The sequence below is a fragment of the Xanthomonas maliensis genome, assembly GCF_009192945.1.
In the GTDB taxonomy this organism is placed as follows: Bacteria; Pseudomonadota; Gammaproteobacteria; order Xanthomonadales; family Xanthomonadaceae; genus Xanthomonas; species Xanthomonas maliensis.
This window is the reverse complement of sequence record NZ_NSET01000003.1, coordinates 34,785-60,626: the sequence shown is the minus strand read 5'-3', so window position 1 is coordinate 60,626 and position 25,842 is coordinate 34,785. Positions and strand designations below refer to the sequence as shown.

16 protein-coding genes and 1 pseudogene are annotated in these 25,842 nt (G+C 65.5%); 6 read left to right on the top strand and 11 right to left on the bottom strand.

What is annotated here, in order from left to right; all coding sequences use genetic code 11:
- From CKY51_RS00725 to CKY51_RS00690, 8 genes and pseudogenes are all read right to left on the bottom strand, one after another.
- A pseudogene (locus tag CKY51_RS00725) lies at positions 1-178 on the bottom strand (xylose isomerase); the annotation flags it as partial.
- Positions 179-214: 36 nt separating this feature from the next.
- Positions 215-1,708 (bottom strand): xylulokinase, encoded by a 1,494-nt coding sequence (gene xylB, locus CKY51_RS00720; protein WP_022972905.1) that lies wholly within the window; start codon positions 1,706-1,708, stop codon positions 215-217.
- Entirely contained in the window at positions 1,705-4,077 is a 2,373-nt protein-coding gene (locus tag CKY51_RS00715) for a glycoside hydrolase family 95 protein (RefSeq protein WP_022972906.1), read from the bottom strand. The genes xylB and CKY51_RS00715 overlap by 4 nt, the downstream gene beginning before the upstream one ends.
- An 88-nt stretch (positions 4,078-4,165) precedes the next feature.
- On the bottom strand, positions 4,166-7,066 hold the full coding sequence (locus CKY51_RS00710) for a TIM-barrel domain-containing protein (RefSeq protein WP_152248741.1): 2,901 nt from the start codon (positions 7,064-7,066) through the stop codon (positions 4,166-4,168).
- A 58-nt stretch (positions 7,067-7,124) separates the two neighbouring features.
- Positions 7,125-8,864 carry a DUF5597 domain-containing protein gene (locus CKY51_RS00705; RefSeq protein WP_052172272.1) on the bottom strand — a complete coding sequence of 580 codons (1,740 nt, stop codon included), beginning with the start codon at positions 8,862-8,864 and terminating at the stop codon, positions 7,125-7,127.
- 17 nt (positions 8,865-8,881) lie between these two features.
- Complete coding sequence (locus CKY51_RS00700; RefSeq protein WP_022972910.1) at positions 8,882-10,798, bottom strand: sialate O-acetylesterase; 1,917 nt, start codon at positions 10,796-10,798, stop codon at positions 8,882-8,884.
- A gap of 106 nt (positions 10,799-10,904) precedes the next feature.
- A complete protein-coding gene (locus CKY51_RS00695; protein WP_022972911.1) occupies positions 10,905-13,166 on the bottom strand; it encodes a beta propeller repeat protein in 2,262 nt (753 codons plus the stop codon).
- Between the two features lie 107 nt (positions 13,167-13,273).
- Positions 13,274-16,012, bottom strand: a complete 2,739-nt coding sequence (locus CKY51_RS00690; RefSeq protein WP_152248740.1) for a TonB-dependent receptor — start codon at positions 16,010-16,012, stop codon at positions 13,274-13,276.
- A gap of 373 nt (positions 16,013-16,385) precedes the next feature.
- Between CKY51_RS00690 and CKY51_RS22555 the strand changes: the two genes are divergently transcribed.
- Entirely contained in the window at positions 16,386-16,634 is a 249-nt protein-coding gene (locus CKY51_RS22555; protein WP_211904836.1) for a hypothetical protein, read from the top strand.
- Between the two features lie 99 nt (positions 16,635-16,733).
- On the opposite strand, the gene CKY51_RS00685 is transcribed toward CKY51_RS22555, so the two are convergent.
- Positions 16,734-19,679, bottom strand: coding sequence for a TonB-dependent receptor (locus CKY51_RS00685; protein WP_152248739.1), 2,946 nt, complete (start codon positions 19,677-19,679; stop codon positions 16,734-16,736).
- Positions 19,680-19,950: 271 nt separating this feature from the next.
- Complete coding sequence (locus CKY51_RS00680) at positions 19,951-20,922, bottom strand: LysR family transcriptional regulator (protein WP_031340063.1); 972 nt, start codon at positions 20,920-20,922, stop codon at positions 19,951-19,953.
- 333 nt (positions 20,923-21,255) lie between these two features.
- Between CKY51_RS00680 and CKY51_RS00675 the strand changes: the two genes are divergently transcribed.
- The 5 genes from CKY51_RS00675 to fdxA all read left to right on the top strand — a co-directional run bounded on the left by CKY51_RS00675 (position 21,256) and on the right by fdxA (position 25,229).
- A complete protein-coding gene (locus tag CKY51_RS00675; RefSeq protein ID WP_022972914.1) occupies positions 21,256-21,894 on the top strand; it encodes a 2-dehydro-3-deoxy-6-phosphogalactonate aldolase in 639 nt (212 codons plus the stop codon).
- Positions 21,891-23,039, top strand: a complete 1,149-nt coding sequence (gene dgoD, locus CKY51_RS00670) for a galactonate dehydratase (protein ID WP_152248738.1) — start codon at positions 21,891-21,893, stop codon at positions 23,037-23,039. Before CKY51_RS00675 ends, dgoD begins: the two co-directional genes overlap by 4 nt.
- On the top strand, positions 23,033-23,944 hold the full coding sequence (locus tag CKY51_RS00665) for an SMP-30/gluconolactonase/LRE family protein (RefSeq protein WP_022972917.1): 912 nt from the start codon (positions 23,033-23,035) through the stop codon (positions 23,942-23,944). Before dgoD ends, CKY51_RS00665 begins: the two co-directional genes overlap by 7 nt.
- Entirely contained in the window at positions 23,941-24,819 is an 879-nt protein-coding gene (locus CKY51_RS00660) for a 2-dehydro-3-deoxygalactonokinase (protein WP_022972918.1), read from the top strand. Before CKY51_RS00665 ends, CKY51_RS00660 begins: the two co-directional genes overlap by 4 nt.
- 86 nt (positions 24,820-24,905) lie before the next feature.
- The gene (gene fdxA / locus CKY51_RS00655; RefSeq protein WP_022972919.1) at positions 24,906-25,229 is read left to right on the top strand and encodes a ferredoxin FdxA; all 324 of its coding nucleotides are present in this window, start codon (positions 24,906-24,908) and stop codon (positions 25,227-25,229) included.
- 88 nt (positions 25,230-25,317) lie between these two features.
- Here fdxA and CKY51_RS00650 read toward each other — a convergent pair whose 3' ends face one another.
- Positions 25,318-25,833, bottom strand: coding sequence for a hypothetical protein (locus CKY51_RS00650; RefSeq protein WP_031340065.1), 516 nt, complete (start codon positions 25,831-25,833; stop codon positions 25,318-25,320).
- Between the last annotated feature and the right edge of the window lie 9 nt (positions 25,834-25,842).

Below are 25,842 nucleotides of genomic sequence, written 5' to 3'. Positions count from 1 at the left end.
AGCTGTGCCAGTACGCCACCGCAAAACGCAGGTGCTCGGCCATCGTCTTCTCGCCGATGCGCTTGTTGGCATCGTAGACCTTGAAGGCCAGCGGGTTGTCCGAGTCGCGGCCTTCGAAGCCGATCTTGCCGATGCCGGGGAAGTATTCCTTGGCGCCGATGAAAACGGTGGTGCTCATGGGGTACGTGATCCTTGGTTCTGGGGGAGTATCGAATCAACCAGCGTAAAGCGGACTGACGACGTGCAGGTGCTTCAGGAAGGTCTGGTAGTGCCGCTGGTAGTGGGATGCGCGCTGTGGGTCGGGCTGCGCGGCGAGCGCATCGTCCACCTGCAGGTGCTCCAGCACCACGTCGGACAGCGCAGCAGTACCGCCATCGTCGCGATCGCAGGCCCACAGCGCCTGCAGTGCGGCGCCGAAGGCAGCGCCTTCGGGCTGGCTCGGCACCACCACCGGCAGATTGAACACATCGGCAATCATCTGCCGCCACTGCGCGCTCTTGCTTCCGCCGCCGGTGAGCAGGATGGTATCGAACTGCAGGCCGGCAGCCACGAAGGCGTCGAAGCCGTTGCGCAGGCTGTAGGTCGCCCCTTCCATCGCGGCGCGATAGAAGTGCGCGGGAGTGGTGTTGTGCAGGTCCATGCCGAACAGGCAGCCGCGCGCGGCCGGCAGGTCTGGCGTGCGCTCGCCGTTGAAGAACGGCAACAACACCAGCCCGTCCGCGCCCGGGGGCGTGCCGGCGATCATCGCTTCGGTCTGCTCGCGGGTGATGGAGAACATGCGCATGACCGCCTCGGTGGCGACGGTGCAGTTCATGGTGCAGATCAGCGGCAGCCAACCACCGCTGGAAGAACAGAACGCCGCCCAGCGCGCATCATCGTCCACCACCGGGTGATCGGCGTAGGCGAACAAGGTGCCGGAGGTGCCCAGGCTCATGGTCAGCCGGCCAGGCACCACATTACCGGTGCCAATCGCTGCCATCATGTTGTCGCCACCGCCAGTGGTGACGCGCACGCCGGGCGGCAGGTTCAGCGCCTCGGCAGCAGCCGCGGACAAGGCATACACCGCGCCAGTCTCGACCAGCGGCGGCAAGGCCGCGCGCAGATCGCGCTGGGCATCGATGGCGCCAAGCATGCGCTCGGACCACTGCCGCGTGCGCACGTCCAGCCAGCCAGTCCCCGATGCATCGCCGACTTCGGCAAAGCGCTCGCCGGTCAGCCAGAAATTGATGTAGTCGTGCGGCAGCATCACCGTGGCCATGGCCGCATACGCCTCGGGGCGATGCTTGCGCGTCCACGGCAGCTTGGAGGCGGTGTAGCCGGCCAGGATCGGATTGCCGGCGGCAGCCACGCTGGCGGCCGCACCACCCACTGCGCCCATGATTTCATCGCACTCCAGCGCGGTACTGGTGTCGCACCACAGCTTGACCGGCGCGGTGACGCTGCCATCGGCGGCCACCGGCACGAAACCGTGCTGCTGGCCGGACACGGAGATGCCGCGCACGCGCGCACGCTGATCGGCATCGAGTTGCGCGAAGCACTGCACGATGCCATCGATCCACCACTGCGCCTGCTGTTCGCGGGTGCCATCGTCGCGGCTGATCAGGTCCATCGGTGCGGCGATGGTGGCCACCACGTCCCGTTGCTGCGGATCGTAGGCCACCAGCTTGACGCTCTGCGTGCCCACGTCCAGTCCTACGTACAAGCTCATAGCGTCACCAATCGGTTGTTGTTGAGTCCGACCTGCCGGGAGCGGCCAGCCCCCAGTTCCAGGTCCAGGGTCTGTCCTGCATACGACAGCTGATAGCGCCCGCCACGATCGCTGTGCAGGCGCGCGCGCTGCAGGCGCCCCGCGTCCCAGTCCAGGTCGATACTGGCGCCGCCGCGCACGCGCAGCCCGCGCACGCTGCCACGTGGCCAGGCGGAGGGCAAGGCCGGCAGCAGGAACACGCTGCCGCCCCAGCTTTGCAGCAGCATTTCGGTGATGCCGGCGGTGCCGCCGAAGTTGCCGTCGATCTGGAACGGCGGATGGGCGTCGAACAGGTTCGGATAGGTCCGCTCAGGCGAAAGCAGCAGTTGCAGGATGCGATAGGCGTGTTCGCCATCGCCCAGCCGCGCCCACAGGTTCAACCGCCAGCCGATGCCCCAGCCGGTAGCGTGATCGCCGCGAATTTCGAGCGAACGCCGGGCAGCCGCGGCCAGCACCGGGGTGTCGCGCACATTGATCTGACTGGAGGGGTGCAACGCATACAAGTGCGAGACATGGCGGTGATGGATCTCCGGTGCCTCCATGTCCCAGTCCTGCTGCCACTCCTGCAACTGGCCCGCCTTGCCGATGCGGTTGGGTGGCAACTGCTCGCGCAGGCGCGCCAGTTGCCCTGCCAGCGCCGCGTCCACCTCGAGCAGCGCGCTCATGGCGATGCACTGGGCGAACAGGTCACGCAGCAACTGCGCGTCCATCGTGGGGCCGGCGCAGACCGCCGCACCGAACGGATGCTGGTTCTCCGGCGACATCGACGGATTGGTCACCATCGCCCCGGTCTGCGGGTCGCGCACCAGGGTGGCGACGAAGAACTCGGCCGCGCCCTTGAACAAGGGGTAGATCTTGCGCAGGTAGGCACGGTCGCGACCGTAATCCCAGCGGTCCCAGAGTTGCTGCAGCAGCCACACCCCGCCCATCGGCCACAGGCTCCACTTGGCTCCATCGATGGGACCAGCCTGGCGCCACAGATCGGTGTTGTTGTGCACCACCCAACCCGGCGCGTCGTACATGGCCCGCGCCGTGTGCGCACCGGTCTCGGCCAGCTCGAACAGCATGGCTTCCAGCGGCTCGACGCACTCGTGCAGTGCGTTGGCCTCGCTGGGCCAATAGTTCATCTCGGTGTTGACGTTGATGGTGTACTTGCTTTCCCACGGCGGCTGCATCAAGTCGTTCCAGATGCCCTGCAGATTGGCCGGCTGGGTGCCGGGTCGCGAGCTGCAGATCAACAGGTAGCGGCCGTATTGGTGATAGAGCGCCGCCAGCGCGGGATCGTCGCCGCTGGCAAAACCTTGCACACGCTGGTCGGTGGGCAGCCTTGCGGCCTCGCTGCTGCCGAGATCGATCGCCACCCGCCGGAACAAGCGCCGGTGGTCGGCAAGGTGCTCACGCAACAAGGATGCATGGTCCAGCTTGGCCGCCTGCTGCAGTTGTGCGGCAGTGCGTGCGAGCGGATCACCGTCGACGGCATCGTAGCGTCGATAGCTGGTCGCGGCAGTGAGCAACAGCACCACCTCGTCGGCGCCGTCGATCCGCAGGCGATCGCGCTCGACGTCGAGACGACCGCCAGTGACCCGCGGCAATACGCGCAAGGCGAAACGCAGCTTGCCGTCGATCCCGGCAAAGCCGCCGTTGTGCCCGCTGAACAACAAGCTGCCCTGCTCCACCGCGATGTCGCCGCGTTGTGGGCTGTCGATGCCGATGCGCAGCGAGAGCGCTTGTGGGCGATCGCAGGACAGGCGCACCACGATGCATTGCGCATGCGCGGAGACGAAGACCTCGCGTCGGTGCACGCCGTCGCCGGAGCGGAACGTGGTGGTGGCCACCGCCGTGTCCAGGTCGAGCTGGCGTCGATAGTCGCTGATGCCGTCGGCGCGATCGAAATCCAGCAACAGATCGCCCAAGGGCTGATACGGCATTTGCTTGGGCGGCCGCGACAACAGCTTGGCGTCGGCCAGCTGCTCGGCCTCGGCATAGCGCCCGGCGAAGATCAGCGCACGCACCTGCGGCAACGCGGCCAAGGCCTCCGGGCTGGTGGCGTCGTACGGGCCGCCTGCATAGAGCGTGTCTTCATTGAGCTGTAGGCGCTCATGGGCGATGCCGCCCCACACCATCGCGCCCAATCGGCCGTTGCCGACCGGCAAGGCCTGCACCCATTCGTTGGCCGGTTGGCGATACCACAGCTGCAAGGCCTCGGCGGGCGCCACCGCGGGCAAGCCGGCAGGCGTGGTCGAGCGCGCTGCGGCGGCGACCACCGGCGCGGTTCCCAGGGCCGCGACTGCGGCCCCGGCGGCCTTGCACCATTGGCGCCGGCTCAGCATGGCCACTGCCGTGCCGCATGACCGGAGCCCGCGCCTAGCTTGCGCCGTTCCGGCATCTGCTTGCCCATCGACCAAAGACAGCCTGCGATCATCGACGACGCACGTTGCCCGACGCAATCTTGCGCTGCAACACGCTGACCGCCTTGCCGTCGTACTGGATGCTGGCGTCGGTACCCGGCTCCAGCGCACCGGCGTCGTCGCGCGGCCCGTCGACGAAACGCACCTGGATGGTGCGCTTGGCCGGCATGCCGGCCCAACTGCCCTCGCGCTGGCCGATCCGCAATTCGCCCTTGGCCTGGTCCCAGCTCAGTGGAATGCGGCTGAACTCGCCCTTCTCGTAGCCGTAGCCCTTGCCGTCGTCTTCGTACAGCGAGAACTGCCCGTCCGCACCGGTGTAGACCACCACGGTGAGCGGCGCATTCGGCCGTTGGTCGACATATTCCTGCACTGGCCCGGTCGGCACGATGGAGCCGGCACGCACGAACAGCGGCATGCGTGCGATCGGCGCAGCCGCGTCGATGGTCTGGCCCCCGTCGTAGCGCTTGCCCGTGGCGAAATCCAGCCAGCTGGTACCAGCCGGCAGATAGACCTGCCGCGAGGTCGCACCGAAGCGCGTCACCGGCGCGACCAGGAACGCCGAACCGAACAGGTACTGGTCGTTGATGTCGCGCACCTTGGGATCATTCGGGAAGTCCATCATCATGCCGCGCATGATCACCCCATCGCGCTGGTAGGTGTCGCCGGCCAGGCTGTAGATGTAAGGCAACAGCGCGTAACGCAGCCGGTTGTAGTAGACCATGCTGTCGTAGAACGGTGTGCCTTCCGGGGCGATGTTCCAGATTTCGCGGTACGGGAACTGGCCATGCGAGCGGAAAATCGGCACGAAGGCGCCGAACTGGAACCAACGGGTGTTGAGCTCGCGCCATTCGGGCAGATGCGCCGGGTCCTGGTCTTCATAGCGCTTCTCCACCGCGAAGCCGCCGATGTCGAAGGTCCAGTTGGGCAGGCCCGACAAGGCCATGTTGACGCCGGCCGAGATCTGGTCGCGCATGTCGTCCCAACGCGAGACGATGTCGCCGCTCCACACCGCCACGGCATTGCGTTGGGTACCCGCATAGCCCTTGCGCGAAAGGATGAACACGCGTTTGCCATCGGCGGCGCGATCGCCCACGTAGACGCCGTGGGTATGCGGCAGCGGATAGGAATTGAAGAACTCGGTCGACGGCCCCAGCGCGGTCGGCGTCGTGCGCGCCTTGCGCTCAGCGATGTCCAGGTTCGAGTGCACGTCCGGTTCGTCGGCGTCCATCCACCAGGCATCGAAGCCCTTGCTGTTGAGCTTTTCGTTGATCTGACGCCAGTAGATCGCCTGCGCTTTTCCCGAATATGGGTCGTAGAACGAGTTCTTGTAGCCCTTGCCGATCCAGTCCAGCTCGCCCACCTCCACATTGCGCTTGAACATGAAGCCTGCCGCGTCCAGCTCCTTGTAGTTGGCGGTGGTGGGATAGAACTTGGGCCAGACCGAGATCATGATCTGCGCGTGCATGTCGTGCACGGCCTTGACCATGCCATCCGGATCGGGGAAATGCTGCTTGTCGAAATCGTGCGAGCCCCAGGCGTCCTCCGGCCAGTACGACCAGTCCAGCACGATATTGTCGAGCGACAACTTGCGCTTGCGGTACTCGGCAACCGCAGCGATCAATTCATCCTGGCTCTTGTAGCGCTCGCGGCTCTGCCAGAAGCCGTAGGCCCACTTCGGCAGCATCACCGACTTGCCGGTGAGCTCGCGATAGCCAGCGATCGCCTGGTCGTAGGAATCGGCCGCAACAACGTAATAGTCGATCATCTGGCCGGCTTCGGACCACAACGACAGGTCATTCGCTTCGCTGGTCGGCAGCGGGTCGCGGTGAAGCAGCGCGATATAGCTGGGGTCGATCAGATCCCATTCGATCTTGACGGTGTGGCGTTGGCCCGGCTGTAGATCCAGCTTGAACTCGTGATTCCACGGGTTCCAGTTCTGCCGCCAACGGTCGATCACCAGCTTGCCGTCGACATAGAGTTTGGCGTATTCGCTGGAATACAGCGAGAAGGTGTGCTCGCCGCCGGTCAGCGCTTCGATCTCGCCCTCCCAGCTGACCTGCATGCGGCTGTTCTTGTCCTTGGTGATCGCCTGCTTGGGGAACTTGGGCAGATCGCTGAGGTACTGGTAGTTCACCTCGCTCTCGCGACGCTCGAGGATCTGCTTGCCGTTGATCGCATAGCGTGCGGTCAGCGCGCCGGCCTTGCCCTTGGCGTCGTACAGCTTCAGCGTCTTGGGCAGCGGCTGCAGGCCGCGTGGGTCGCCCAGGCGGGTGATCGAGTTGTTGTCCCACAGCAGGCCGTAATGGCGGCTGGATACCAGGTACGGCACTGCCATGTCGATGTTGTTCTGCTGCAGCTCGACGTTGCGGCCCTTCTGGTTCATCCAGCCCTGCTGGTGCTGGCCGAAGCCATACAAGGCCTCGTCATCGGGCGACTGGAAGCGCTGGCGCACGCTCAGGTACTGCTTGCCCTCCACGTTGAGCGGCGTAAAGCTGCGGCCGCCGGCCACTTCCGACAGCACCGGGTTGCCCTGGGCATCGGCAAAACTGACATGGCCATCGACCGTGGACACCGTGGCGGTGAGCTTGCCGGTCTTCAACTGCACGTGATCGCCCTGCTCGGCCAACTGGAACGCCGTGTCGCCCTCGACCGGCACGCGCATCAGGCTGGGGGTGCGCGCGAAATCGCCGTCCGGATCGGCACTGACGCGGATGATGCCGGCATCGACCACCTGCAGGCGGACTGGAGCGGCGCCCTTGGCGCTCGGCACCACGGTCAAGCCATCGGCCGCCTTGCGCACTTCCTGCGCATGGGCGGCATTGGCCAACAGCGCCAACGACAGCGCCAGGCAGTGCGCCAGTGGCGTATGACGACGGCGCGCGTCTGCGATGGAACGACGGAGATTGGGCATAAGAGTCCTTTGCGTTACGAAGCACCACCGCGACGGCGCGGCGCAGGGATGGGTCGGATTACTGGAACGTGGCCAAGCGGATCTTGAGCAATTGCGGGGCGTCGGAGAAATTGACGCCATAGTCGGTCTGGTCGCCGTTCCAGTTGCGCTGGAACGTCCACTGCGTGCCATCGTAGACGCCTTCTTCGACACGGTCGTAGATCATGTTGGCGGTGGCTTCGCTGGCAGGATGCAAGGTCACGCGCACGTGGTAGCCGGTGACCAGGAATTCGTCTGGCCCCAGCTCGGCGATCAGCGCCGCACCGATAGGCTCCGGATTGCCTGGCGGCTCGCCCTTGAACCAGAACTGCGGCACGCCATAGGTGATGGTGGCACCCCAGCGGTCGTTGAGCTTGAGTTCCTGCACCGCCTGGCCCGGCTCTTCGGCCGCGCCATGCAGCTTGCCTTCCGCAGCGGCCTTGGCGAACGGCCGCATGCCCATGCCGACCAGGCGGTAACCGAGCGCGAACGGCGCCAGCGTGGCTTCGTCGACCTTCTTGGCACCCAGCGGATAGTTGGAATAGTGGGTGTAGTCGATGCCGAAGGTCGACCAGCCGATCCCGTCATGCCCCAGGGCTGGAAACAGGTAGCGTGCGTACTCTTGCCGGTTGCCGGTCTCGGCGACGAACAATGCATTGTCCGCGCGCGCGTAGCGGTCCATCACGGTGGTATAGGTGCGGTACTCCGGCATGTAGATGTCCGGCGCCAACAGGTCGATATGCGGTGCGGCCGCCTTCCACACGTCCAGCACGTTGTCGGTCGGGCCGCCGCTGGCGTACTGGCCGGGCTGCCCAGGGTTGAACGGGCCGCGCAGCGCCGCGTTGACGTACATCGGCAACGGATACTCCGCCTTGCCGGCCTCGGCGACTTGATCGATATAACGGCCGATCGACCAGGCGTGAAAGATCTCGTCGGCATCGGCGCCGAACACCTGCGCCCAACTGCCCGGCTGTTTATGCATGCGCTTGAGCAGCGCGTCCGGAACCGGGCCGTCGAACAGCTGCTGCGCCATCGGCGAGAAGTCACGCACGCTGCCGTAGGTTCCCGGCTCGTTCTCGGGCTGGATCATCAGCACGGTGCGTTGCGGGTCGGCCTGCTTGAGATGCTTCATCAACGCCACGAAGGCCTTGCGGTCGGCATCCAGCGTGGCCTGGGCGTGCGGTGACAACGAGCCGATCGACTTGCCCTCGCGGGTGACCACGCGTGGAAAGCGCCGATTATCGGTCTTGACCCAGTGCGGCGAGTATTGCGGGCCGTTGTTCTTCCAGGTGGCGAACCACAGCAGCACCAGCCGCACCTTGTGCTCGCGCGCCTGCGCCAGCAAGGTATCGACGAAGGAAAAGTCGAACTTGCCTTCCTCCGGCTCGATCTGCTCCCAGGCGATGGGCACCTGCACCGTATTGGGTTGCAGGAACTCCATCGCCGGCCACACCTTGTCCATGACGCCCGGATAATTGCTGGAGTTGTTGACCTGGGCACCGAGGATCAGGAAGGGCGCGCCATCGACCATCAGCGCGTGCTTGCCATCCCTGCTGACGAATTGCGGCATCGGCGCCGGCGTCGCCGCAGGCGGCGTTGCAGCGGTCTGACCCGCTGCGCTGGGCGCCGACGACGGCGTCGATGCAGCCGGTGCGCGCGTGTCGTCGGGCTTGCCGGACTGGCACCCGGCCAACGCCAGGGCCAGCGCGCTGAGCAACAACGGCGCGCGACCGCACCGGAACAAGAGGGAGGCGCGCACCGGCGCGCAGCAGACAGACATGGTCATCGGACTCCGTATCACCAGGTATCGGTTCGGAAAGGGGACACCGGCAACTGCTGGCGATTGACCAGGTTGGCGTCCTCCGGGTTCTCGCTCCAGCCGTAGCGCACCGCCACCGGCGCGGCCACCGCGTCGCTGCGCACGATCACGCGATCGCCGGCGATGCGCGCCTGTGCCGGATGGAACTGCCGGTCGGCGCCGGCGATGCGAAAGCCATGGACATCGCCACCGCCACGCACCTGCAACGCATCGCCCTGCAGGTCGAACGACAACGTCGCCTGGCCATCGGCGAACTGCGCACGGGTGAACACCGGCGCGCTGTACACCAGCGTTTCGCCGTAGGCCACATGGCGTGCGGCCAGCGCCAGGCGGTGGCCGACATCGCGTTTGTTGGTCGGGTGAATGTCGGTCGGGTTGCCGATGTCGATGATCACCGCCTGCGCGGTCGCCGGCAGCGCCAGCGTCTTGGACTGCGACTCGCGCAAAAGCGCCCACGGACTCAGGTCGCCAGCGTCGTTGCCGGCCTGGAAGTTGGCCAGCTGCACCCACAGGAACGGCAGCGCCGGGGCACCGCGTTCGGCGCGCCATTGTTGGATCATCGCCGCGAACTGCTCGCGGTACTTCACCGCGCCCGCCTCGGTGGCATTGCTCTCGCCCTGGTACCAGATCACGCCCTTGACCGGGAACGGCTGCAAGGGATGGATCATCTGGTTGTACAGCAGGGTCGGCAACTGGTTCTTGTTGTCGCTGGCCGACACCCGCACTGCGGCAGGACGGAACTTCCAGCCCTCCAGCGGCCGCCGGCTGCCATCGGCGGTCTGCACGAAACGCTGTGCGTCCGGACCATGCAGTCCACCGCCGCCACTGAGATCGTCCACCCTGATCGCGATCTGATTGACGCCGGCATGCAGCGCGGCGGCAGGCACGCTATAGACGCGCGGCAGATTCCATTGCTTCTCGGTCGCACCCACCTGCTGGCCATTGACATAGGTGATGTCCGAATCATCGATCTGACCGACCCCCAGCGTGATACCCGCCTTGGCCTCGGCAGCGCTCAGGCGAAACGTCACCCGATACCAGGCGATGCCGTCCATGCCATCGTAGCCGCTGGCCTCCCACTGCTTTGTCACCGGAATGCTGTCCCAGTCGCGGTCGTCGAAGTCCGGTTGCCGCCATTGCGGCATCTCGCCCTCGACCTTGGGCCAACGCGCGATACGCTGGCCAGTCGCGGCCAGCACGGTGGCGTCGCGCTGCTGGATCGCTGCGATGGCGCCCTGGTTCTGCGCGGGATCCATGCCCAGCGAGGCGGCATCCATCCACGCTTCGATCGCACTCCCGCCCCATGTGCTGTTGATGATGCCGATCGGCACCTTGGCGCTGGCCCGCAGTTCCTGCGCGAAGTAGTAGCCCACTGCAGTGAACTCGCCAGCCGTTGCCGGGGTGGCCGCCTGCCAGCTGCCGCCGGCCAGGCGTGCTTCCGGCTGCACCGACCACGACTTGGGCACCTTGAAATGCCGCAGGTGCGCATCCTTGGCCGCCGCCACCGTCTGCGGACCATCGCTGGCCTGTGCCAGCGGCCACTCCATATTCGATTGCCCGCTGGCCAGCCAGACATCGCCCACCAACACATCGCGCACCTGCAGCGCGCCACCATCGCCGCGCACCTCAAGCACATAAGGTCCGCCGGCGGCGTGAGCCGGCAGGCGAACCTGCCAGCGGCCCTGCGCATCGGCCTTGGCGCTGGCCTGGTGGCCATCGAAACGCACGCTGATCGCGGCGTTCGGTGTCGCCCAACCCCAGACCGGCATCGGCTGATCGCGCTGCAGCACGGCGCCATCGGCAAACAACAGTGGCAGGGTCGGTTGCGCGCAGACCACGGGGCTGGTCAGCGCCAGCGCCAGCAGGCAGACAGAGGGGATGCGGATAACGCTCATGCCAAGATCTCCAGAACGGGTCCCGCATACACGGGGAAGGCTGCGCGACGGCAGGCGGTGCCGTCCACCGTGCCCCTGCCGACGGCGCTCGTGCTGCCGCGCAGCGTCATCGTGGGTCGCCATAGAAGATGCCACGCCCGCCGGTGGCGAAGTAGACGCGACCGCGAATCCGCGGATCACCGGTGACACTGTACGGCCGCCCAAAGCGGTGTGCATCGTCGTTGATACGCAACCAGTGCGCGCCCTCGTCGTCGGAGCGGAAGACCCCGTCGATGCCGTCCACGCGCCCTGCCAGATACAAGGTCGGGGGCGCATTCGCGCGCATCGGCGCACCCACGCCCAGCGAACGCGCCTCCTGCAACTGCGAAAGCACCTGCAACCGCTCGTCCTGCCAGCGCATCACCCCGCGCGATGGGCTGGCCAGATAGACCACCCCGGCGCGCCAGGGGTCCGGCCGCAACTGCGGCCGCGCGCGCTCGTCGCGCGCTGGCTGTCCCACGTGCTCGCCGGTATCGCGAAAACGGATCGCGCCATCGTGGCTGACGTACAAGCGACCGCTTGCGACATCGACCGCATACCAGCGTCGCGCATCGACGCGATCGGCCACCGCCACCGCCGTGTCGGGCAGGCCGTCCACGCGCTGCCAATGCTTGCCGACATCCGTGCTCCGCCATGCGCCGCCGTCGCGCGGCGTCCACACCACTGCCTTGCCGTCGGCACCAATGGCAATCGTGCCGGCACCCTGCCCGGCTGGCGGCTCGCTGGCGAATGCCTGCCATTGCCGTCCGCCATCACGCGAGTAGAGCGCACGGATCTGCTGATTGCGGCGATCGCGCACGGTGCCGCTGCGCACCATCCACTGCGGCGCCTGACCGGCCGCATCGATGCTTTCGCCATTGGTCAGCCGCGGACCGGCGAACTGCCACTGCGCGCGCTCCAGATCGTCGTGGCGGAAACCATCGATGTCGCCGAGTGCGCTGAGCAGATGCGCGCCCTGCATCGGGCTGAGCAGATCCAGTGGCACGGTTTCCTCCAGGCCACGGTCCTGGAACCACCACTGCAACGGCTGCTGCGGTGCGGCGAAGGTGTGCAGATTGCGCGAGGCCCAGATGCCATAGCCGGTCACGAACAAGGCATGATTGTCGTCGAACGGGTCGATCGCCAGCGCTCCCATCCAGTGCGGCGTGGCCTGCGCGGTCCACGGCGCGCTGCTGTGATCGAAGCGGGCGTCGGCCAGCAACGCGGTCCAGCTGCGGCCGCCATCGCGACTCAGGAACAGCTCGTCGCGGGGGTTGTATCGACGGAAGGTGCTGGCGAGGATGACCTGGGGATCACGTGGATCCACCGCCACCGCGCCCCAGCCAAAGCCGTCGCCCGTGCTCGGCTGCGACAGTGGGCTGATCTCCTGCCAGCGCGCCTGGGCCGGGCTGTATTTCCACAGCGCCCCACCCGCCATCAGGTCCGGACCGGGCTGATCGCCATAACTCAGATACCAATGGCCATCCGCGCCGCCAGCCATGTGGCTGGGTCGCAGCCCCTGGGGTTGCCCTTTCACGGCTGTCCAACTGCGTCCGCCATCTTCGGACACATACATGCTGGTGGCCGCAGTGGAGACGCCGACATAGATGCGTGGCGTCGCAGTGCCGGCGCGGCCGCTGGCCGGGTCGAACACCACGAACGCGATCCCGATGGCCTGCTCGCTGCCGACGTGGTTGCGGGCAGTGGCAGCGGCCAGCGCCGCGTCAGGAAAGCTCTCCACACGCGACCAATGAACCCCACGGTCCTCGCTACGCCACAGCCCGGCATCGCGCGAGCCCAGCAACAACACGCGACCATCGTGCGGATCGACCGCCAAGCGCTCGCCGTTGGCGCGACCAAGCTGGTTGCCGCCCAGCTTGAACGGCAAGGGCGTTCGCTCGAAGCTGCGTCCGCGATCATGCGAGCGCAGCAATGCCGCATTGCCCGCACGCGCATGCATATAGGTGCCGGCGGCAAGATACAGCGCCTGTGGATCCTGCGGATCGACCGCAAAGGCATCGATACCCATCAGGTTCCAATCGTCGGCGCCCAGCCAATCGGTCAGGGCTACCCAGCGCTGATCACCATCGTCCCAGCGATAAGCACCACCGACGTCGGTACGCGCATAGGCCAGGCCGCGCTGCGCCGGATGGAACAGCACACCGGTCACGAAACCACCACCGCCGATGGCAACGCTCCGCCAGCGATAGGGTGCGTCGGTGTCGCGCTCGGCTGCCTGCAGGTCGGCCAGCAGCGACCACAGCATCACCAGCAGCAAGCCGACACCGGCCACGTATGCACGCGGCAGTGCGAGACGACGCTCGGTCAGCGGATCGATCGCATTGATCATTCCCGGCTCTCCTAGCGACCGACGCCGTAGCGTCGGTAAAAAAACACCGGCCCGACGTGCTGCCTGCACAACACGCCGGACCAGCGACGCACTTCCTACGGCGCGTTCTACAGGTTGGCCCGCAAGGTCAGGCCATACCGACGATCGTTGATCACGAAGTCGCGGTACCGCGACTCCACACCCAGATAGCTCTCACGGCGCGTATCGAGCAGGTTCACGCCATCCAGCGAGATCGACCAGATGTCATTGATGTTGAAGCGCAACGACGCATCCAACTGACCAAAGCCCTTGTTGTACACGGGCAGGTTGCCGGTGCCGTTGCCGGCGGTGGTCACCAGCCAATCGCTGCGCCAGTTGTAGGCGACGCGGCCCTGGAAACGCGGGGTCTCGTAGCTGAGGATCGCGTTGTAGCTGTTCTTCGACAAGCCTTCCAGCGGCACCGTCAGCGCCTGGCCGTTGGTATCGGTGGCGGTCGGACTCGGCGCTTCGCTATCCACGTAGGTGTAGTTGGTCTGTAGACCGAAGCCGCTCAGCCATCCCGGCAGGAAATCGAAGAACTGGGTATAGCCCACTTCGACGCCGCGGATCTGGCCTTCGTCGCCATTGACCGGACGGGTGATCTGCCAGTTCACCGGCGCGCCGTTCTCGTCCAGGTACTGCTCGTTGAACACCGCCTCGGCGATGAACCCCTTGACCTTCTTGTAGAACAAGGTGCCGTAGACCATCGAGCCCTGGCCGTAGTACCACTCCAGGGAGGTATCGAACTGATCGGCCTTGATCGGCTCTAGATCGGGATTGCCGCCGCGTCCCGTGCGGGTGACGCTGCCGCTGCTGCTGTCGGCGCTCAGGCTCAGGTTGGGGTTGAGCCGGTCGAACGACGGCCGAGAGATGCCGCGCGAGGCGGCAAAGCGCCATTGCAGCTGATCGGTGAGCAGCCAGCGCAGGTTGAGGCTGGGCAGCATGTCGGTATAACTCTGGTCGGCACTGATCGGAATCAGGCCACCACCTTCGGTCGCAGTGCCGGTACGCACCCCCTGCGAGGACAGCTCGGTGCGTACCACACGCATGCCGATGTTGCCGTCGAACGGAATGTCGCCATCCACGCCGAAGCGCAGCACGCCGTAGGCGGCGTAGGTCTTTTCGTTCTGCAGGTTGACGTTGTTCGGCGCAAAGGTCAGCGGGGCAAAGCCCAACGCTGCAATGGTCTGCTGATAGTTGGCCACCGCCGCGTCCGAGGCCGTCAGCGTCGGACCGAAGGCATAGCCGTCGCCGCGGAAGAAATCGGTGATCGGGTTGGTCATCACCCCGATGCCCGGATAGTTCGCGAAGGGCGCGCCATTGCAATCGTTGATGCAGTTGAAGCGCCAGATATTGCCGCGGTTCTCCGCATCGCGATCGGTATAGCGCACGCCTGCCTTGAAGCTGCGCACGAAGTCGCTGTCGAATGCCAGGTCCATATCCGCACGCCAGGCGAATTCGGTGCCCTTGTTGTCGTCCATGTTGTCGACCTGGTAACGCCAACCGTCGTAGTTGCCGACGTCGGCCAGGTAGCCCTCGGCGCCGCTGGCGTCGGTGACCGACAGCCGCGGCAGGCTGCCGCGGAAGTCCACGTTGAAGAACGGGCTGGTGGCCTGTCCGGTCGCCAGGATGTAGCGCTCCCCCTTGGTGGTGGCATCGACATACTGGAAGTCGGTGCTCAGCGTCATCATCGGCGTGACCGTCCACTTCGCACCGATCGCGTAATCGGTGGTCACGGACTTGCGCGTGGTCAGGCTGGTGTTGGACTCGGTCGGCACACCCTGGAACGAGCCATTGACGAATTCATTGCGGCTGTTGACCTGGATACCGGGCACGCCCTGGATGGGGTTCTGGCCGGTCAGCGCGAAGAACGAATAGTCGTGCCAGCTGAAGTCGTAGTCCGAGCGCAGCACCTGGGCGTAGACCTCCAGATCGTCGTTCGGACGCCACTGCAGGGCGACTGCGCCGGTCTTGCGCTTGCGCTCGCCGATCGTGGTGTTCTTGCCGGCGCCATGCGGAACGAAGACCTGCTGGCCCTCGTAGCCAGGAATGTTCGCGGTCTGCCCATACCACGGTTCGATGGAGATGGTGTCCTGACGAAACGGGCTGGTCTGCTGCGAGTAGTTCACCAGCAGGCCGATTTCGCCGATGCCGGTCTGCCAGCGATCGCTGAACAAGCCGGAAAACGCCGGCTTGCCATCGTCGGCCAGGTCGTAATAGTTGTACTGCACGCTGCCGGCGATCTTGCGACCTTCGTAGTCGAACGGCAGACGCGTCCGCAGATCGACCGTGCCGCCAAGCCCGCCTTCGATCATGTCGGCGGACGGATTCTTGTACACATTGACGCCGCCCAGCAGCTCGGCAGACACATCCTCGAAGCTCAGTCCACGGCCGTCATTGGCGGTGAAGATATCGCGCCCGTTGAGCTCGGTACGCACCTGGGTCAGGCCGCGGATCGCGATCGTGCTGCCCTCGCCGTAATTTCGCGAGATCTGGATACCGGAGATGCGTTGCAGCGCTTCGGCCACGTTGTTGTCGGGCAGCTTGCCGATATCTTCGGCAACGATCGAATCGACGATCTGCTCGGCGTTCTGCTTGACCAATTGCGCCTTGGTCACGCTGCTGCGCGTACCAGTCACCTGCACCGTATCCAGCTGCTGCGTGGTCGCGTCCGATGTCGGGGCACCCGTCGGGCTCGCTTCCTGCGCGTACGCCTGCGCGCTCACCAAGGTGGCGATACTGATCGCCATGACCGAATGGCGGACATCACGCATCGAACGCGGACCCACAGTCCGGCTCGCCGGAACGTGGCTGTGTTGCACTGACATGGAGCTCCCTCCCAGGACGCATGTTCTGTCGTTTTAGCGGCCAGGTGCGGATGCCCTGCCCGTCGTTGTTGCGCGAATTCGCTCTGCAAGAGTTGGAGCGATCGCTGCCTGGATGCCCTGATGGGCGAACCGTGTAACTGCGGCCGGAGCATAGGGCGCGGCTACGATGCCACACCAATGAAATATTCCTGGAAAGCTATTCGCTAAACCTATAACAACACGGGAAATGCCCGCGTATTTGGCACTCCAGCCAGCAGTATAAGTTCGCATAAAACGACCTCGACCAGACAACTTTTCTGCATCTTCGGCGCAGCTATACAGATGCATGCGCACGCTCAGCGAATCGACGGGGTCAGCCGCATGCACAACCACGATGCTTGTCGACCTCGCCTGGGCTGCAGCAAACGCCCCATCAACTGCATCGGTCGAACGATTGATTGGCGGGACGCTATACGCCGCGCCACATGCCGACGAGAAGTTGAAACAGCGCCGGTTACACCAAAGAAATATATTTCCTGCCCCAACGATATGCGCCCCCATCGCCGCATGCAGTTCGCCGCACAGCGAACAGGGCGATGGCGATATCGCAATGACACAGCGCAACTACAAGATGGTGAGCTGATAAAAAAAGCGGGCCTGGCATTCAAAGCCAGGCCCGCCGATCGATCTGATGTCGCTAGATGCCCCAACGTCGCTTGCAGCCACGCAGGAGCGCGTGCACTTACCAGTTCATGCGCAGCACCAGCGAGTAACGACGGTCGTTGAGGAACCAGCTGCGGGTGTACAGATGGTAGTCGACCTCGCCGCCCGTATACGATGTCGGCCCCATCAACACCTTGGTCACCGTGTCGGTCAGGTTATTGGCCTGGACGCCGAGCTGCACGTGCGGATTGAAACGATAGAACGCCGATGCATCCAGCTGACCGTAGTCGTCCGCCCAGGTCGGCAACTTGGTCGATACATCGCTGGCGGTCAGCAGGTAGCGCGAACGCCAGTTGTAGGCAAGGCGGAGCGACAGCGGACCCTTCTCGTAGATGCCTGCCAGGTTGTAGCTGCGCCGCGACAGCCCCTCCAACGGCAGGCTCACCCCGGTGACCGTGGTCTGCGTATACGGGTCGGTGGCCGTGTTCACTCCGCCGCTGCTGTCGACGAAGGTGAAGTTGGCATTGACGCCGAACCCGCTCATCCAGCCCGGCAAGGAATCGAAGAATTGGGTGTAGCCGTATTCAAAACCGCGAATACGTCCCTTGTCCATGTTGTACGGACGTGTCACCAGCCAGTTCTGACCACCGTAGTTTTCGGTGACCGTCTGGTTGGAGAAGTAATCCTTGACGCTCTTGTAGAACAGCGTCAGGTACATCATGTCGCTGGTATCGAAGTACCACTCCAGCGCGGTGTCGTACTGATTGGCCGTCATCGGCTTCAGATTCGGATTGCCGGCGGTGCCGGTCCACCTGGAGACGCTGCCGTTGGACTCGGTCGTCGCTGCAAGCAGCAGATACGGTTGCAACTGGGTGTAGTCCGGTCGCGCCATCGCCTTGGACGCGGCAATACGCCACTGCAGCGCATCGGTGAACTTGAAGCGCATGTTGAAGCTTGGCAGCACGTTGGTATAGCTGCCCTTGGCATCGTTGGGGAAGTACTGTCCGGTGTACTGCTGGCGGAGTTCTTCCGATCCGGCACTGCCCGACAGGTCGGGGAACTGACCATAGCCATTGGCCTCGGTCTTGGTCTGCACGACACGCACACCGATATTGCCGTCCACCGGCACGCCAAGCGCCTCGTCGTTGGCGAAATACATCACCGCGTAGGCCGCCTGGGTCCGTTCGAACTGCCGATTGATGTCCTGTAACTGGTACTTGTCCGGCGCCCAGCCCGACCCGCGCAGCGCCACAATCTGCTCGATCATCTTCGAGGTGCCGGCGTAGTCCTTGACCGCAGCAGTGCTCGGAAAGTACAGGCTGTTGGGCACATCGATCTTGCCGCGGAACAGATTGGAATACGAATACAGCTGCGAGGTGCCAGTCATGTAGGTGGCCAGATCGGCCAGGCCGGTCCCATTGGCGGTACCGGGAATCTGCGCCCAGTTATCGCTGATCACGCCCCAGTTGTAACCGGAATTCTTGTTGATCTGGGTGCGGTCGGTGGCGCGGATGCCGGCACGGAAGGTGCGCAGCCAGGCACTGTCGTCGAATGCATATTCCAGGTCGAAGCGCGTGGCCAGTTCGCGGCCGCGATTCTTCGCCAGATGGTCCATGGCCGCACTCCAGAAATAATTGGAGGGGTTGCTGGTGTAGCTGCTGTCGGCAATCCCGACCGATGGATATGTGCCGCTCAGATCGAAGGTCAGACCCGGCAGGTAGATCGAATCGAACAGCGTGAAGTCCAGCGCATCGCTTTCCGAGCGCACCAGCTGCATATCGCCGCGCACGGTGAGGTTGCTGGTGAGCTTGTGGGTAAAGCCGCCGGACAAATCCGAGGTGGTCGTGCTCTGCTGCGCGTAGCGGTTGTTGGTGTAGAAGCGCACGCCATCGTTGCCGGTGACGTTGCCGCGCCAGGAACTGGATGCCGGCGAGCCACTGACGAAGCGGCCGTCGGCATCGTAGGTAAACCGTGTCCCCGGCGCCGGCCCGATGGCGTTGGTGTCGTCGTTGAAGAACGCCGCGCGCTCCTGCCAGTTCATGTCATAACTGGAGCGCATGTACTGCACGTAGATCTCGGTGTCGTCGCTAGGCCGCCACTGGAACGCGCCCGCTACGCCATTGCGCTTGCGCTCGAAATCGAGCTGCCGCCAGTTGACGCCGCCCGGCACGTAGACCTTGTCGAAGCTGGTGCCGTCCAGCAGCGCCGCATCGGTGCGACGCACGAACGGCTCGACCTGGATGCCATCGCTGCGGGTGGCCAGTTCCGAATGCGCCACATCCACCATCAAGCCCATCTCGCCGAGGCCGGTATTCCAGCGATCGCTGAAGAGAAACGAGCCCGATGGCTTGTAGGTCTTGCTGAAATCACCATAGTTCACGTCAGCGGTCACGCCGATGACCCGGCCAGGCTGGTCGAACGGCATGCGCGTGCGCAGGTTGACCGTGCCGCCCAGACCGCCTTCGATGATCTCGGCCGACGGGTTCTTGTAGACGTCCACCCCCGCCATCAGCTCGGCCGGCACATCCTCGAAGCTCAGACCACGGCCACTAGCGGCGCTGAAGCTGTCGCGTCCATTGAGTTCGCCGCGCACCTGGGTCATACCACGGATCATCACGCCACTGCCCTCGGCGGAGAAGTGATCCGGGTCGTTGCGCGCCATGAAGTGATCGATGGTCACGCCGCTGACCCGCTGCAGGGTTTCGGTGACACTGCGGTCCGGTAGCGCACCGATATCCTCGGCGCTGACCGAATCGACGATCTGCTCGGCATCGCGCTTGATCACCTGCGACTTGATCAGGCTAGCGCGCACGCCGCGCACTTCCACCGCATCCAGGTCGACCGCTGCGCTGCTGCCGGCTGCCGGACGCGCCGCCGGCTGTTGCGCCGCGTCGGTCTGCTGGGCGTAGAGGGGGGCGGCCAACAGCGCGCCGATGCTGGCGGCCATGATGGTCAACGCAAAATACGGCGCACGACGAGCACGCACGCCCGAACCTGCCAGGGCATGGCTGGAATACTTGTACATCTGAATCCCTCCCAGGACGCAAGACGACTACTAGTTGTCGCGGTGCCGGATGCGGCCCACGTACGCATGACGGCCGTCGGCACAGGGCCGGCGGCACGTCCTCCCGCTAATGACGGCCCTTGCCGTGCAAGACGCCGTCGATCACCTGCCCGACTTCACGTGCGCTACAGCCTGCGATCAGCCGCACACATATAGGACGGCGGCCCGGCGCCAGCCAATGAAATTTTCACAACCCCGTATTCCTTGGCGGAATACGAAGAGAAGCGCCTGCTTATAAAAGGGATTCCGGCTGCCGCTGGGCCGGATACAACCGCCGCGCCGTCGTCCGTAGCGCCTGCAGGATGCGCTCGGCGCCCGGTGGCAGGACATAGTCGCGCCGCCGGATGATGCCGAACGATTCCATCCGCACGCCCAGGGCGATCGGCAGCACGGTCAGCAGCTTGGCCTGGATCAGCGGCGCCACCGACTCGACCGGCAAGGCCGTCAACATGTCGCTGCCTCGCAGCAAGGTCGACGTCACCGGCAGCGAAGAAGTCTCGATAGCGTTGGTCGGCGTTTGCACGCCGTGCTCCATGAACATCGAATCCAGCCGGGCGCGCAGCACGCTGTCGGCTGGCGGCAGGATCCAGCCGTAACGCACCAGATCGGCGTGCTGCAACCCGGTGCGGCTGGCCAGCGGGTGGCCGGCGCGGGCGATCACCGAGTGCGGCTCGTCGGCCAGCGGTTCGAATTCCAGTTCCCCCACCCCTTCCGGACCGAGGATGCGGCCGATCACGATGTCCAACTGGCCGTCGAGCAACTTGGTCACCAACGGACGGCTGTAGTCCATCTCGACCCGCACCAGGATGTCGGGGAACTCGCGCTTGACCTCGGCGATGGCCTGCGGGACCAGATTGGTGCCGGGATTGACCACCGTGCCGATCGAGGCCTGCCCCATCCGGCCAGAACGCAGTGCGGCGATCTCTTCCTGCGCACGGCCGATCTCCGACATCGCCGCGCGTGCGCGGCGGATCAGCACATGGCCGTACCAGGTGGGCTCCACGCCTCGGGCATGACGTTCGAACAACTTGACCCCCAGCATGTCCTCCATCTCGGCCAGCAGCTTGGACGCGGCGGGCTGGGTCATGCTGGCCGCCTCGGCGGCGCGCAGGACCGAGCGCTGTTCGTGCAGGTGTAGCAACAGCAGCAGCTGGCGCGTCTTGAGGCGCGCTGCGTTGAACCAGGGGGTGCCGGAATGAGCCATAAGGTACGGTCGCGGAAGCGTATTCGTCGGAGGAATAGAATATGCCGAAAATTTCATTTGCCGCACATATCTCGTCGCGCGAGGCTAACGACCGCCGCAGCAGGAGCCCCTACCTCCCGGGCGCGGCAGAACAGACGTGGTCCGTCCTGCGCGTGGCGGCAACACGCGCGCCCTGACTGTGGAGGAAGCAGCGATGACGTCATCTTGCAGGCCTCGCGGCGGCCGCTTCGCTGCGCGCGCAGCCGGCGCCGACCGGTCGCCTCGCGTGTTGTTCCCGTCCTGCGTCAGCATCCCCCACGCTGGCAACCGCCTCCGCATCCTCACGAGTCACGCATGAGCTCAGCTTCCCCCATCGCCGCACCGTCGTTCGCCCTGCCGCTGATCGCCATTCTGCGTGGCATCACGCCCGAAGAGACGCTCGACCATGTCGGCGCCCTGATCGACGCCGGCTTCGATGCGATCGAGATCCCGCTCAACTCGCCGCGTTGGGCCGAGAGCATCGCGCTGGCGCAGCAGCGCTTCGGCCAGCACGCCTGGATCGGTGCCGGCACCGTGCTGCGCAATGAGGACGTCGATACCTTGGTCGACATCGGTGCGCGCTTCATCGTCACCCCCAACACCCGGCCGTCGCTGATCCGCCATGCGGTATCGCGCAGGCTGCAGGTGGTGGCCGGGTTCGCCACCGCCAGCGAGGCCTTCGATGCCATCGATGCCGGCGCGGCCATCCTGAAGTTGTTTCCGGCTGCCACCTACGGTGCCGCGCATGTGCGCGCGCTGCGCTCGGTCCTGCCGTCCCACGTCCCGGTCTACGTGGTCGGCGGCGTCAGTCCGCAGACCCTGGCCGGCTTCCTGACGCAGGGCGCGGCCGGCGCCGGCATCGGCGGCGAGTTGTACAAGCCTGGCCAATCCCTCGACACCACCCAGACGCATGCACGCGCCTTCGTGCAGGCCTACCAGGAACTGCACGGATGAAGATCACCCGCCTCACCACCTACCACGCGGCGCCGCGCTGGTTGTTCCTCAAGGTCGAGACCGACGAGGGCGTCACCGGCTGGGGCGAGCCGGTCATCGAAGGCCGCGCGCGCAGCGTGGAGGCCGCCGTGCACGAGCTGGCTGGCTATGTGGTCGGCAAGGATCCGGCGCGCATCAACGACCTGTGGCAGACCCTGTATCGCGCCGGTTTTTACCGTGGCGGCGCGATCCTGATGAGCGCCATCGCCGGCATCGACCAGGCGCTCTGGGACATCAAGGGCAAGGCGCTGGGCGTGCCGGTCTACGAATTGCTGGGCGGCCTGGTGCGCGACCGCATGAAGACCTATCGCTGGGTCGGTGGTGATCGCCCAGGTGCGATCATCCAGCAAATCAAGGACTACCGCGCACTCGGCTTCGATACCTTCAAGTTCAACGGCACCGAGGAGATGAAGCTGATCGACAGCGCCCGCGCGGTCGATGCGGCGGTGGTCAAGGTCGCCGAGATCCGCGAGGCGTTCGGCACCAGCATCGATTTCGGCATCGACTTCCACGGCCGGGTCGGTGCGCCGATGGCCAAGGCGCTGCTGCGCGAACTGGAGCCGTTCAAGCCGCTGTTCGTCGAAGAACCGGTGCTGGCCGAACAGGCCGAGTACTACCCGCGCCTGGCCGCCAGCACCTCGATCCCGCTGGCCGCCGGCGAGCGCATGTTCTCGCGCTTCGAATTCAAGAACGTGCTCTGCAACGGCGGCATCCAAATGGTACAGCCGGACCTGTCGCATGCCGGTGGCATCACCGAATGCGTCAAGATCGCCGCGATGGCCGAAGCCTACGATGTCGGCTTCGCGCCGCACTGCCCGCTCGGCCCGATCGCATTGGCGGCCTGCCTGCACGTGGACTTCGTCTCGCACAACGCGGTGCTGCAGGAACAGAGCATCGGCATCCACTACAACGAAGGTGCCGACCTGCTCGACTACGTGGTCAACAAAGACGATTTTCACTGCATCGATGGCAGTATCGCCGCACTGCCCAAGCCCGGGCTCGGCGTGGAGATCGACGAAGACATGCTCAAGCGCGCAAATGAAAATCCGCCGGATTGGCGCAACCCGGTGTGGCGCCACGCCGATGGCAGCATCGCAGAATGGTGAGCGCAGCCGAACATACCGCCACGCTGACGGTAGACAGCCGCTGCACTCATGGCGAAGGCGTGCTCTGGTGCGACCGGCAGCAGGTGCTGTACTGGGTCGACATCAGCGAAAAGCGCCTGTGGCGGCACGCGCCGCAAAGCGCGCAAACGCGCTACTGGAGCCTGCCTGACCGTCCTGGCTGCATCGGCCTGCTGGACGATGGCCGGGTGCTGATCGTGCTGGCCAAGTCGGTCTGTCTGGCCGACCCCGAGCACGCCGAGGACGACGCGCTGCCGTTGCAGCAGCTGGCCGAACTGGAAATCGACAACCCGCACACCCGCAGCAACGATGGGCGGGCCGATCGCCACGGCAACTTCGTGTTCGGCACCATGGACGAGCACGAGGACAAGGCCGCGCGTGGTGCGTTCTACCAGTTCTCGCTGCGGCATGGGCTACGCCGCCTGCCGCTGCCCGGCGTGTCGATCCCCAATTCGATCTGCTTCAGCGCCGACGGCCGCACGCTCTATTACTGCGACTCGGTGCGCCCGCAGATCCTGTGCTGCGACTACGATCCGGACACTGCGCAGACCGCCAATACCCGCGTCTTCACGACCCTCGACCATGCCGACGCCGAGCCGGATGGCTCCATCATCGACCGCGAAGGCCACCTGTGGAACGCGCAATGGCGTGCCTGGCAGGTGGTGCGCTATCGGCCGGACGGCAGCGTGGAGCGTCGCGTGCGCATGCCGGTCAAGCATCCCACCTGCAGCGCCTTCGGCGGCGCAGACCTGCAACGGCTGCATGTCATCAGCTCGCGGCTGGACCATAGCACCGAGGAGCTGGCAGGCACGCCGCAGGCCGGCGGGCTGTACGTCTGCGACCTGCCGGTCGCCGGGCTGCCGGAGAGCCGGATCGCCAGCACGTGATTGCGATCGATTGGGGCACCAGCAGCCTGCGCGGCTATCTGTTGGACGCTGGCGGCCGCGTACGCGAGCAGCGACGCGGCAGCGGCGGCATCCTGGCCAGCCAGGGACGCTTTGCCGAGGTCCTGGCCACGCTGATCGACGGCTGGGACGGTCCGTTGCTGTTGGCGGGGATGATCGGCAGTCGCAACGGCTGGGTCGAGCAGCCCTACCTGCCCTGCCCGGTCGACAGTGCCGGCCTAGCGCAGGCGATGCAGTGCTACGACGACCTGCTGCCCGGACGCACGCTGTGGTTCGTGCCGGGCATCTGCACCGACCCACAGGCGCAGGTCCCTGACGTCATGCGCGGCGAAGAGACCCAACTGGTCGGCTTGCTGGACGAGCTGGGTGCGGGCGTGCATACCGTCTGCCTGCCCGGCACCCACAGCAAATGGGCACGCCTGCACGATGGCCGCCTGGACGACTTCGCCACGGTGATGACCGGCGAACTGTATGCAGTGCTGCGCCAACACAGCCTGCTCGGCAAGCTGATGGCCGACGATGACGGCCAGCTGGACGCCGCTGCGTTCCTGCGCGGCGTTGCGCGCAGCGCCGCGCCCGGCGGCCTTGGCCACCACCTGTTTGGCGCCCGCACACTCGGCTTGTTCGAGCAACTGCGCGCCGAGGCGCTGCCCTCCTACCTGTCGGGCCTGTTGATCGGCGACGAGCTGCGCAGCCACGCGATGACGGGCGGCCGCGTGCACCTGGTGGGAGGCCCGGCGCTGACCCAGCGTTACGCGCTGGCGCTGGAGCAGTTGGGCGTGCCGGCGCAGCTGCATGCCGAGGAGCTGACCGCCAGTGGCCTGTACGCGCTGGCGCGCCAGCGCGGGCTGGCCTGACACCGCTGCCGCGCCGCCTGCCAGGCACGTACGCGGCTTCACCGCGACTTGTTTTAGAATTGCGCGGCTAACCGCCGGATGTCGCCATGCCTTTTGTTGTCACCGAAAACTGCATCAAGTGCAAATACACCGACTGCGTCGAGGTTTGTCCCGTGGATTGCTTCCACGCCGGACCGAACTTCCTGGTCATCGATCCGGACGAGTGCATCGATTGCACCCTTTGCGAGCCGGAATGCCCGGCCAACGCGATCTATCCGGAGGACGACGTGCCGGCCGGCCAGGAAGGCTTCGTCGCTCTGAACGCCGAGCTGTCCAAGGTCTGGCCGGTCCTCACGGTGCGTCAGGAGCCGATGGCCGACGCCGCCGATTGGGATGGCAAGCCGGACAAGCTGCCACTGCTGCAGCGCTGAGCCGGTGCTTCGGCCAGCGGCACAACGCAAAACGGGCGCCTGGAGCGCCCGTTTTGCCGTCTGACGAGTGACGCGTCCGCAGCGCGGCTCAGCCGCCCAGCTTGCCCTTCAGCGTGCTGATCAGCGCCACTGGCGCCGCCGCGGTGGCCGGCATGCCACGCGGATCGACCGCCGACACATAGACGCCGGCGTCGGTCTTGACCACCCGCACCAGGAAGCTGGCACCCTCGTAGCTGACGTCGTAGGAGCCCAGCATCTGCGCCTTGCTGGCGATGGTCAGGCCGGGAATATCGGCCAGCGCGGCGCCCACCTTGGCGAACACCGCATCGCGCTCGCCCGGCACGGTGAAACCGCTATTGGCGCTGGCCGACGGCGCAGCGGCACCCGACTGGACGCTGGACGCCAGCGTCGGCACCTTCATCCCACCGGAGGTATCGGGCAGGTTGAGATCCGGCGGCACTTCCAGCGGACGCGCCTCCGGCGACAGCGCATAGTCGCCGCGCGCGCCCTTCTTGAACCAGCTGCAACCGCTCGTGGCGGCGACAGCAGCGGTCGCCAGCAACGCGAGCGACAGCACGCGGCGGGAGGAAACGGAATGACGCATCGATAGATC